The following is a 10,051-nucleotide window of genomic DNA, read 5'->3' as shown; positions in this document are numbered from 1 at the left end:
GGGTGGTGGCGGCGCTGGCCTTCGGCTACCGCCACGGCCTCTCCTCGCTGAGGAACCGGGCGAAGCCCGCGCCGGAGGCGTCCGCGACGGCGGCGTTTTCCGAGGCGGAACTCGACCGCTACGCGCGCCATATCGTGCTGCGCGAGGTGGGCGGCATGGGCCAGCGCCGGCTGAAGGAGGCGAAGGTCCTGGTGGTCGGGGCTGGCGGGCTCGGCTCGCCCTCGCTCCTCTACCTCGCCGCCGCCGGCGTGGGCACGATCGGGGTCATCGACGACGACACCGTGTCCTCGTCCAACCTCCAGCGGCAGGTGATCCATACCGATGCGCGGATCGGGATGCCAAAGGTCTTCTCCGCCGAGACGGCGATGAAGGCGCTCAACCCGTTCATCGCGGTGCGCCCCTACAACCGCCGGCTGACGGCGGCCGAGGCGCCGGCGCTCTTCGCCGACTACGACCTCGTGCTCGACGGGTCGGACAGCTTCGACACGCGCTACATGGTGAACGCGGCCGCCGTGGCCGCGGGCAAGCCGCTCATCTCCGCCGCGATCACCCAGTGGGAGGGGCAGATAAGCCTCTACGACCCGGCGCGCGGCGCGCCCTGCTATGCCTGCATCTTCCCCGAGCGCCCGGCCGACGGGCTGGCCCCCGCCTGCGCGGTCGCTGGCGTGATGGGCGCGCTGCCGGGCGTTGTCGGCGCGCTGATGGCGGTCGAGGCGATCAAGGAGATCACCGGCGCGGGCGAGGGCCTGCGCGGACGGATGCTGATCTACGACGCGCTTTACGGAGAGAGCCGGCAGATCGCGCTGCGGCGCAGTCCCTCCTGCCCGATCTGCGGCGGGTGATTCGCCCGCGGCGGGGTGGCGAGTCCCCCCCGGGCCCGGCCTCCGGCCGGAGCATTTGCCGGGAGAAAATGGGGCAGGGCGCTGGCCTTCGCCGACGGCCGCGCCTAGCTTTCCTGCCAAAGGAGACCGCCATGACCAATCCGCTGCTTGAACCCTTCACCGGCGACTTCGCCCTGCCGCCCTTCGGCCGGATCGAGGACACGCATTTCGCGCCCGCCTTCGAGTTGGCGCTGACCGAGGCACGGGCGAACGTCGCGGCCATCGCCGCGAACCCGGCGCCGCCGAGCTTCGCCAACACGATCGAGGCGCTCGAACTGGCGGAGGAGGCCTTGAACCGCGTCGGCGGCGTCTTCTGGAACCTCGCGGGGGCGGACTCCACCCCGGCGCGGCAGACGCTGGAGCGGGAGCTTGCGCCGAAGATGGCGGCGTTCTCCTCCGAGGTGACGATGAACGCGCAGCTCTTCGCGCGCATCGAGACGCTCTGGCAGGCGCGCGCGGGGCTTTCCCTCACGCCGGAGCAGCAGCGGGTGCTGGAGCTTTACCGGCGCATGTTCGTCCGTGCCGGGGCGGCGCTGGACGACGCCGGGCGCCGGCGCATGGCCGAGGTGAAGGAACGGCTCGCGGTCCTCTCGACCGCCTTCTCGCAGAACGTCCTCGCCGAAGAGCGCGACTGGGTGATGCCGCTCTCGGAGGCCGATCTCGAGGGCTTGCCCGATTTCGTCGTCGCCGCCGCGAGGGCCGCGGCACAGGAGCGGGGCCGGGACACCCATGTACTGACGCTGAGCCGGTCGCTGGTCGTGCCCTTCCTGCAGTTCTCGCCGCGCCGCGACCTCCGCGAGAAGGCGTACGAGGCCTGGGTGGCGCGGGGCGCGAATGGCGGGGCGACGGACAACCGCGCCATCGCCGCCGAGATCCTGAAGCTGCGCGAGGAGCGGGCGCGGCTCCTCGGCTACGACAGTTTCGCCGCCTACAAGCTCGAACCCGAGATGGCCAAGACGCCCGCGAATGTCCGCGACCTCCTGATGCGGGTGTGGGAGCCGGCGCGGGAACGGGCGCTCGCCGACGCCGCCATATTGACCGGGATGATGCATTCCGACGGCATCAACGGCGATCTCGAGCCCTGGGACTGGCGCTACTATTCCGAGAAGCGGCGGCACGCGGAACACGACCTCGACGAGGGCGAGTTGAAGCCCTATTTCGGGCTCGACGCGATGATCGGCGCGGCCTTCGACACGGCGCACCGGCTTTTCGGGCTGGAGTTCCGGCCGGTCGAGGCTGCGCTCTACCATCCCGATGTCCGCGCCTGGGAGGTGACGCGGGACGGGCGCCACATCGCGGTCTTCCTCGGCGACTACTTCGCGCGCCCCTCCAAGCGTTCCGGCGCCTGGTGTTCGACCATGCGCGAGCAGCGAAAGCTCGGTGGAGAGCAACGGCCGATCGTGGTGAACGTCTGCAACTTCGCCAGGCCGGCCGAGGGAGAAGCGGCGCTGCTCTCGTGGGACGACGCGCGCACGCTCTTTCACGAATTCGGCCATGCGCTGCACCAGATGCTCTCCGACCTGACCTATGCCTTCATTTCCGGAACATCGGTGGCGCGCGACTTCGTCGAACTGCCGAGCCAGCTCTACGAGCACTGGCTGGAGGTGCCGGAGGTGCTCGACACCCATGCACGGCACAGCGATACCGGCGCGCCGATGCCGGCGGACCTGCGCGACCGGCTTCTCGCGGCCTCGACCTACGACCAGGGATTCGCGACCGTCGAATACGTGGCCTCCGCGCTCGTCGATCTGGCCTTCCACGAGGGCGCGGCGCCCGCAGATCCGATGGCGATGCAGGCGGCGGAGCTTGGGCGGATCGGCATGCCACGGGCGATCCGGATGCGCCATGCGACGCCGCACTTCGCCCATGTCTTCGCAGGCGACGGCTATTCCGCCGGCTATTACAGCTACATGTGGTCCGAAGTCATGGACGCCGATGCCTTCGACGCCTTCACCGAGGCGGGCGATCCCTTCGACGCGGAAACCGCCCGGCGGCTGGAGCGGCATATCCTTTCCGCCGGCGGGTCGGAGGAGGCGGACCGGCTCTACACCGCGTTCCGGGGCCGGATGCCGGGGGTGGAGCCCTTGCTGCGCGGACGGGGCCTGCTGGAGCCTGTCTGAAAAATTGCCCGGAATTTGTCCACCCAGCACATGCAATAGACACGGTTCGGTCAGATTTTGCCGTGACTCTGACCCGGTGTTGGTGCGACCGGGCCAGGGGGTCCGGCGGGCACCGGAATTTGGGGAAGCCGGCACTTGGCGGGAACTGGCCGGACAATGGCGATCGCGTCTGCGGTCGCGCTCTGCCTTCTTGCGGGCAGCGGCGTCTCGGCGGCGACGATCATCACGGGGCCCGGCACGCCGGAGACCCTGATCCATGACGCACGCCTGACGGTTTCCTCCTCGCGCGCGGTCGGTCGCGGCGTTCCGCCGCAGCCGGTCCGCCAGGATTTCGTCGGCAAGGCGGCAGTTGCCGCTGCCCGCGTCGGATGCCTGGTCGCCGGGACCAGCGCCTCGAACGCGGTGGGGTCGAGCGTCGGCTATCTCTGGGTGGTGACGCTGTGCCTCGGTCCCGATGCCGTCGTGGAACCGCCCGCCGAACCCCTCCGCCTCGCCAGCCTCTACCTGCCGCCGCCGCCAGCCCCCTACTGGCCCGCGCGCGGTGGTCCGACGCTCCTGCCGCGCCCGCTCGGCGGGGGCGGGGTGTCGCGTCCCTACCTGGCCCCGGTGCCCCTTCCCGCCGCCGGGTTCGCCCTTCCCGCCGCACTTGCGCTTCTCGTCGCGGTCCGGCGCCGCCGTCGCTGAGCGGCTCTTTCCTTCGCCGACAGGCGATGCGAGAGTGCGCGCATGGCAACAGATTTCCTCATCATCGGCGGCGGGATCGCCGGCGTTTCCGCCGCGGCACGGCTGTCGCACCTGGGGCGGGTGACGCTTCTCGAGGCCGAGGACAATCTCGCCCATCACGCGTCCGGCCGGTCTGCCGCGCTCTACGAGCCGAACTACGGGCTGGCGCCCGTGGTGGCGCTGTCGCATGCGAGCGGCGACGCCCTCAGGGCGGCCGGCGTGCTGACGCCGCGCGGGATCATGCTTCTCGGCGCCGAGGGAGCGGACGATGCCTTCGCGGCTGAATGCCGCGACTTCGGGCTGACCGAGATTTCCCCCGCCGAGGCGCGGGCCGGGGTGCCGATCCTCGGGCCGCGCGTTCGCCGCGCGGCGATTGCCGACCACGCATCGGACATCGACACCGACCTCCTGATCCAGGGCTTCGTGCGCGAGGCACGGGGCAACGGCGCCGAGATCCTGACGCGCGCGCGCGTCTCCGGGATCGCGCGGGCGGGCGGCCTCTGGCAGGTGGCCTCGGCGGCAGGCGAGTACCGGGCCCGCCTGCTCGTGAACGCGGCTGGTCCCTGGGTTGACGAGGTCGCGCGGATGGCCGCCGTGCGCCCCTTGGGATTCACGCCCCTGCGCCGCTCCATGGCCCGCATCCCCGCTCCCGACGGGCAGGACACGGCGCGCTGGCCGATGCTCATGGGGGTGGGCGAGACCTGGTATGCCAAGCCCGATGCCGGTGCACTCATCGTCTCGCCGGCCGAGGAAGACCCGGCAGAGCCGCACGATGCCTGGGCCGACGACATGGTTCTGGCCGAGGGGCTCGCCCGCTACGAGGAGATGGTGACCGCCCCGGTGACACGGCTTCTCGCCTCCTGGGCGGGCCTCAGGACGTTCGCGCCCGACCGGGTGCTGGTGATCGGCCCCGATCCGGAGGTGCCGTCGTTCTTCTGGGTCGCCGGGCAGGGCGGCTATGGCTTCCAGACCTCCGCCGCGGCGAGCGCGCTCGTCGGCGATCTCGTCGCCGGCCGCGCGCCTGTCCTCGACGCGGCGACCGTCGCCGCCCTTTCGCCGGCGCGGTTTCGGTGAGACACTCCCGGAAAACGGGAATCAGGGGGACGGGATGCGGGCACTCCGTGCAGGGTTGATCGCGCTGACGCTGGCCGCGCTCGCGGCCTGCGGCGGGCCGGGCGATCGTGCGCGCGGCATTCCCGACCGGTTCCGCGACCTCGACCCCTACGACTGGCGGGGCATCACGCCGGCGCACCACTCCGTCCACGGCATCGACGTATCGCGGTACCAGGGCGATATCGACTGGCACCAGGTCGCGCGTTCCGGCGTCTCCTTCGCCTTCCTCAAGGCGACCGAGGGCGGCGACCATACCGACCCGAGCTTCGCTGCGAACTGGCGCGGCGCGGCCCAGGCGGGCGTGCCGCGCGGCGCCTACCACTTCTTCTACCTCTGCCGCCCGGCGGCCGAACAGGCGGCCTGGTTCCTCGCCCATGTCCCGCGCGAACTGGGGGCACTGCCGCCGGTCCTCGACGTGGAATGGAACCATGCCTCGCGCACCTGCCGCGCCCGGCCCGATCCGGCCACGGTCCGCGCCGAGATCGCGGCCTTCCAGCGCATCGTCGGCAACGCGATGGGCCAGCGCCCGGTCATTTACACGACCGTCGACTTCTTCGCCGACAACGACCTCCGTCGCCTCGGGCGAGAGGAATTCTGGCTCCGCTCCGTGGCGGGCCATCCGCGCAAGACCTATCCGGGTCAGGACTGGAGCTTCTGGCAGTACACCGGAACCGGCGTGGTGCAGGGCGTCTCGGGGGCGGTCGACCTCAACGCCTTCGCGGGCTCCGAGGCGGACTGGGTGCGCTGGCGCGCACGGCGCAGTCTCTGACGTAACGTCACATTCCAAATCCTGCATGTCTTGATCAAGGTCAAGGTTTCAGGCGCGATTTGCTGCCATGGCCCGGACAGTCCAATCCGGAGGCCCCCATGAGCTACCTTGACGCCATCAACGAAACCCGTGCCGAACTGCGCGAGCTCTACAAGGCCGTCCCCGGCGCGACGCAGGGCTTCGCCACGCTCTCCAAGGCTGTGAAGGACAACGGTCCGCTCTCGCTGAAGGAAAAGGAATACGTCGCCCTCGGCATGGCGCTGGCGCTGCGCTGCTCGCCCTGCATCAACTTCCATGTCGAGGCGCTGATGAAGGCCGGCGCCACGCGGGAGGAACTCGGCGACGTGCTCGCCATGGCGATCCAGATGGGCGGCGGGCCAACGCTCATGTACGCGGGCGAGGCGCTTGCCTGCTGGGACGAACTGGCAGCGAAAGCGGCCGGGTGATCCGAAAGACCGCGCGAGACGAAAAAAGGGGCCGAGACCGGCCCCTTTTCTTGTTCCGGTGACTGCGTTCGGGTGGCCCTAGCCGTCCACGCGGATGCGCGCGTTCGACGGGTCGAATGGGCTGTCCTCGACGACGACCGCGTCCCACTCCTGCCGCAACATCCGCACCTTGAGCTTCGTGCCAACGGCGGCGAGATCGGGGCGGACATAGCCCATGCCGATCTGCTTGCCGAAGGCCACCGACCAGCCGCCCGAGGTCAGGCGCCCGATCTTCTCGCCGTTCAGCAAGAGCGCCTCCTTGCCCCAGGGGTCGGTGTCGGAGGGCCCGTCGATCAGAAGCGTTACGCACATCGCGCGGATGCCGGTCCTCTCCATCGCGTCCTTGCCGCGGAAGTCCTTCGACATGTCGACGAAGCGCGGCAGACCAGCTTCCAGGGGGGTCGCGTCGCGGCCAAGCTCGGTCCCGAAGGCGCGATAGCTCTTCTCCTGACGGAGCCAGTTCTGGGCGCGGGCACCGACCAGCTTCATGCCGTGCTTCGCACCGGCCTCGACCAGAATATCCCAGAGGTAGCGGCCCATCTCGACCGGGTGGTGCAGTTCCCAGCCAAGCTCGCCGGTATAGGCCACCCGGATCGCGTTCACCGGGCACATGCCAAGCTCGATCCGCCGCGCCGAGAGCCAGGGGAAGCGCTTGTTTGACAGCGCCGTCGCCGGGTCGGCGTCCTTCACGATCTCCTTCAGGATGTCGCGCGACTTCGGCCCGGCGAGCGCGAAGACGCCCCACTGGGTCGTGACATCATGGATGTCGATCCAGCCGCCGCCCCGGCCCATGAAGTCCTCGGCGGATTTCTTCAGGAAATCGGCATCATAGGCTGTCCAGGCGCCTGCGCTGACCAGGTAGTAGTCGTTCTCGCCATTGCGGACGATCGTGTATTCCGTCCGCGTGGTGCCCGCATCGGTCAGCGCATAGGTCAGGTTGATACGCCCGACCTTCGGCAGCGCGTTGCAGGTGAACCAGTCGAGGAAGGCCGTCGCGCCCGGTCCGCGCACGAGATGCTTGGTGAAGGCCGAGGCGTCGATGAGGCCGGCGGTCTCGCGGATTGCCTTGGCTTCGTCGACCGCATACTGCCACCAGCCCCCGTGCCGGAAGCTGCGCGAGTCGTGGTCGAACGAGGCGGGCGCATCCTTCGGGCCGTAGTAGTTCGGCCGTTCCCAGCCGTTGACCTGCCCCATCTGCGCGCCGGCGGCCTTCTGCCGGTCATAGGCGGGGGCGGTGCGCAGCGGCCGGCAGGCTTCGCGCTCCTCGTCGGGGTGGTGCAGGATGAAGACGTGCTCGTAGCATTCCTCGTTCTTCCGCGCGGCGTATTCGGTCGTCATCCAGCCGCCGTAGCGCTTGGGATCGAGCGAGGCCATGTCGATCTCGGCCTCGCCCTCGACCATCATCTGGGCGAGGTAGTAGCCGGTGCCGCCACCTGCGGTGATCCCGAAGGAGAAGCCCTCGGCCAGCCACATGTTCCTGAGTCCGGGCGCCGGGCCGACAAGCGGGTTACCGTCGGGCGTGTAGCAGATCGGGCCGTTGAAATCGTCCTTCAGACCCACCGTTTCCGAGGTGGGGATGCGGTGGATGAACGACATGTATTCCCCCTCGATCCGCTCGAGGTCGAGCGGGAAGAGGTCGGCGCGGAAGCTGTCCGGCACGTCATAGAGGAAGCGTGCGGGCGCGTTGCGCTCATAGGGGCCGAGGATCCATCCGCCGCGCTCCTCGCGGACGTACCACTTGGCGTCGGCGTCGCGCAGCACGGGGTGCTCGGGATTGCCGGCCGCGCGCCAGGCCTGAAGCGCGGGATCGGGCTCGGTCACGATATACTGGTGCTCGACCGGGATCGCGGGGATCCTGATGCCGAGAAGACGCGCGGTGCGCTGTGCGTGGTTTCCGGTCGCGGTCACGACATGTTCGGCGGTGATCACCACCTGCTCGTCCGAAGGGACGAGGTTGCCGCCCTTCTCCACCATCTTGGAACAGGTCACGCGCCATTCGGACCCGGTCCAGAGATAGCTGTCCACCTGCCACTTGCGCTCGATCGTGCAGCCGTGCTGGCGGGCGCCCTTGGCCATCGCCTGGGTCACGTCGGCCGGGTTGATGTAGCCGTCCTGCGGGTGGAAGAGCGCCCCCTTCAGGTCCTCGGTCCGCACGAGCGGCCAGCGGTCCTTGATCTCCTTCGGGGTGAGGAACTCGTGATAGACGCCCGCCGTCTCGGCGACCGACGAATAGAGCATGTATTCGTCCATCCGCGCATCGGTCTGCGCCATCCTGAGGTTGCCCACGACCGCGAAGCCCGCGTTGAGGCCGGTCTCGGCCTCCAGCATCTTGTAGAAATCGACCGAGTACTTGTGGATGTGGGTCGTCGCGTAGGACATGTTGAAAAGGGGCAGGAGCCCCGCCGCATGCCAGGTCGATCCGCTCGTCAGCTCGTCCCGCTCCAGGAGCATCGTGTCCCAGCCAGCTTTCGCCAGGTGGTAGGCGATGCCGCAACCGACGGCCCCGCCGCCTACGACAAGGGCTTTGACATGCGTTTTCATCGGCCGACTCCCCGTGTGCAGATCCACGTCCTATCTGCCAGAGCGGCCGGATTCCGGAAAGGTCAGCCCGACCTGTTCGGGTGGAAAAACGACATGCGCGGGTCTCGACCCGCGTCACGGGGATGGCTACATGTTGAGCCGGAAACCAAGGTGGAGGATCGCATGGCACGCACCGTCGTCATCGAGGCGCATGGCGGGCCCGAGGTCTTGAAACTCGTGGACCGGCCGGTGGGCGAACCGGGGCCGGGCCAGATCCGCATCCGCCAGATGGCGGCCGGGCTCAATTTCATCGACGTCTATCAGCGCAGCGGGCTCTACAAGATGACCCTGCCCGCAGCCCTCGGGATGGAGGCGGCGGGGGTTGTCGAGGCGGTGGGCGAAGGGGTCACGCACCTCAAGCCCGGCGACCGTGCGGCCTACGCGAGCCAGCCGCCCGGCGCCTATGCCGAGGCGCGGGTGATGCCCGCCGCCCAGGTCTGCCGGCTCCCCGACGGCATCGCGTTCGACACCGCCGCGGCGATGATGCTGAAGGGGCTGACGGTCGACTACCTCTTCAACCGGACGACGCCGATCTCCCGCGGCGACTGGGTGCTCTTCCACGCGGCGGCCGGCGGGGTCGGGCTCATCGCCTGCCAGTGGGCGCGGTCCGAGGGGATCAACCTCATCGCCACGGCCGGATCGGACGAGAAGTGCCGCATGGCGCTCGACCACGGCGCGGTGGCAGCTATCAACTACCGGGCCGGGGACTTTGCGAAGCGGGTGCGCGAGATCACCGGCGGCCGGGGCGTCGATGTCGTAATGGACTCGGTCGGCCGCGACACCTTCGAGGGCTCGCTCGACTGCCTCCGCCCGCTCGGCATGATGATCAGCTTCGGCAACGCCTCGGGGCCGGTGCCGCCGCTTGACATCCTCACGCTCGCCGCGAAGGGCTCGCTCAAGATCACGCGGCCGACGGTCTTCACCCATATCGCCGATCCCGCAACCTGCCAGGAGATGGCGGGCCGGCTCTTCGGCAAGGTCCTGTCGGGCGCGGTGAAGGTCGAGATCGGCCGGCGGTACCGGCTTGCCGAGGTGGCCGAGGCGCATCGCGCGCTGGAGGCGCGGGCGACGACCGGCTCGACCGTGCTGATGCTCTGAGGGGTCAGCCGCCGCCGATGCTGCAGCGCTTGATGCCGCCGGCGACGGCGCAGTTTCCGCCAAGGCCGTTCACCCGGACCTCCGGCTTCTGCGCGCCCGTGTCCGCGGCGGAGCCATCGGACTTGCCGCCGAAAAGCCCGCTTATCATGCCGAGAACGCCGCCCGTCACGGGCGCGGCGGCCGGTCGGGCTGCGGCTGCCTCCGCCACGGCGACCGCGCCGGCCGGTTCCTGCGTCAGCCGGTCGGCATCCCAGGCAGCGGTCGCGGGCGGCGGCTCGGTCG

At 69.7% G+C, this 10,051-nt stretch carries 8 protein-coding genes and 1 pseudogene; 7 read left to right on the top strand and 2 right to left on the bottom strand.

From position 1 onward, the window contains the following. From F9K34_RS13880 to F9K34_RS13855, 6 genes are all read left to right on the top strand, one after another. The coding region (locus tag F9K34_RS13880; protein ID WP_291337567.1) for a HesA/MoeB/ThiF family protein at nucleotides 1-842 on the top strand (842 nt) is incomplete at its 5' end. 131 nt (nucleotides 843-973) lie between these two features. Then, nucleotides 974-3,001: a M3 family metallopeptidase gene (locus F9K34_RS13875; RefSeq protein WP_291337566.1), complete on the top strand. Its 2,028-nt coding sequence runs from the start codon at nucleotides 974-976 to the stop codon at nucleotides 2,999-3,001. 156 nt (nucleotides 3,002-3,157) lie between these two features. Continuing rightward, entirely contained in the window at nucleotides 3,158-3,685 is a 528-nt protein-coding gene (locus F9K34_RS13870; RefSeq protein WP_291337565.1) for a hypothetical protein, read from the top strand. Between the two features lie 42 nt (nucleotides 3,686-3,727). Next, entirely contained in the window at nucleotides 3,728-4,798 is a 1,071-nt protein-coding gene (locus F9K34_RS13865; RefSeq protein WP_291337564.1) for an NAD(P)/FAD-dependent oxidoreductase, read from the top strand. 34 nt (nucleotides 4,799-4,832) lie between these two features. Beyond that, nucleotides 4,833-5,606 (top strand): glycoside hydrolase family 25 protein, encoded by a 774-nt coding sequence (locus F9K34_RS13860; protein ID WP_291337563.1) that lies wholly within the window; start codon nucleotides 4,833-4,835, stop codon nucleotides 5,604-5,606. 98 nt (nucleotides 5,607-5,704) lie between these two features. After that, on the top strand, nucleotides 5,705-6,052 hold the full coding sequence (locus F9K34_RS13855; protein WP_291337562.1) for a carboxymuconolactone decarboxylase family protein: 348 nt from the start codon (nucleotides 5,705-5,707) through the stop codon (nucleotides 6,050-6,052). Nucleotides 6,053-6,130: 78 nt separating this feature from the next. Here F9K34_RS13855 and F9K34_RS13850 read toward each other — a convergent pair whose 3' ends face one another. Then, nucleotides 6,131-8,632, bottom strand: coding sequence for a GcvT family protein (locus F9K34_RS13850; protein WP_291337561.1), 2,502 nt, complete (start codon nucleotides 8,630-8,632; stop codon nucleotides 6,131-6,133). Nucleotides 8,633-8,794: 162 nt separating this feature from the next. Here F9K34_RS13850 and F9K34_RS13845 point away from each other — a divergent pair, with 162 nt between their 5' ends. After that, nucleotides 8,795-9,769 carry a quinone oxidoreductase family protein gene (locus F9K34_RS13845; protein WP_291337560.1) on the top strand — a complete coding sequence of 325 codons (975 nt, stop codon included), beginning with the start codon at nucleotides 8,795-8,797 and terminating at the stop codon, nucleotides 9,767-9,769. 4 nt (nucleotides 9,770-9,773) lie between these two features. Here F9K34_RS13845 and F9K34_RS13840 read toward each other — a convergent pair. Then, nucleotides 9,774-10,051, bottom strand: a pseudogene (locus tag F9K34_RS13840) (hypothetical protein); the annotation flags it as partial.

This window comes from Albidovulum sp. (genome assembly GCF_008933605.1).
GTDB lineage: Bacteria > Pseudomonadota > Alphaproteobacteria > Rhodobacterales > Rhodobacteraceae > Albidovulum.
Note: the sequence above shows the minus strand (reverse complement) of the source record. Positions and strands in the feature narration are given on the sequence as shown.

Coding starts and splice junctions, on each gene's coding strand:
- F9K34_RS13875 (WP_291337566.1), top strand. CDS start 974: ATGACCAATCCGCTGCTTGAACCCTTCACCGGCGACTTCGCCCTGCCG.
- F9K34_RS13870 (WP_291337565.1), top strand. CDS start 3,158: ATGGCGATCGCGTCTGCGGTCGCGCTCTGCCTTCTTGCGGGCAGCGGC.
- F9K34_RS13850 (WP_291337561.1), bottom strand. CDS start 8,632: ATGAAAACGCATGTCAAAGCCCTTGTCGTAGGCGGCGGGGCCGTCGGT.
- F9K34_RS13860 (WP_291337563.1), top strand. CDS start 4,833: ATGCGGGCACTCCGTGCAGGGTTGATCGCGCTGACGCTGGCCGCGCTC.
- F9K34_RS13865 (WP_291337564.1), top strand. CDS start 3,728: ATGGCAACAGATTTCCTCATCATCGGCGGCGGGATCGCCGGCGTTTCC.
- F9K34_RS13845 (WP_291337560.1), top strand. CDS start 8,795: ATGGCACGCACCGTCGTCATCGAGGCGCATGGCGGGCCCGAGGTCTTG.
- F9K34_RS13855 (WP_291337562.1), top strand. CDS start 5,705: ATGAGCTACCTTGACGCCATCAACGAAACCCGTGCCGAACTGCGCGAG.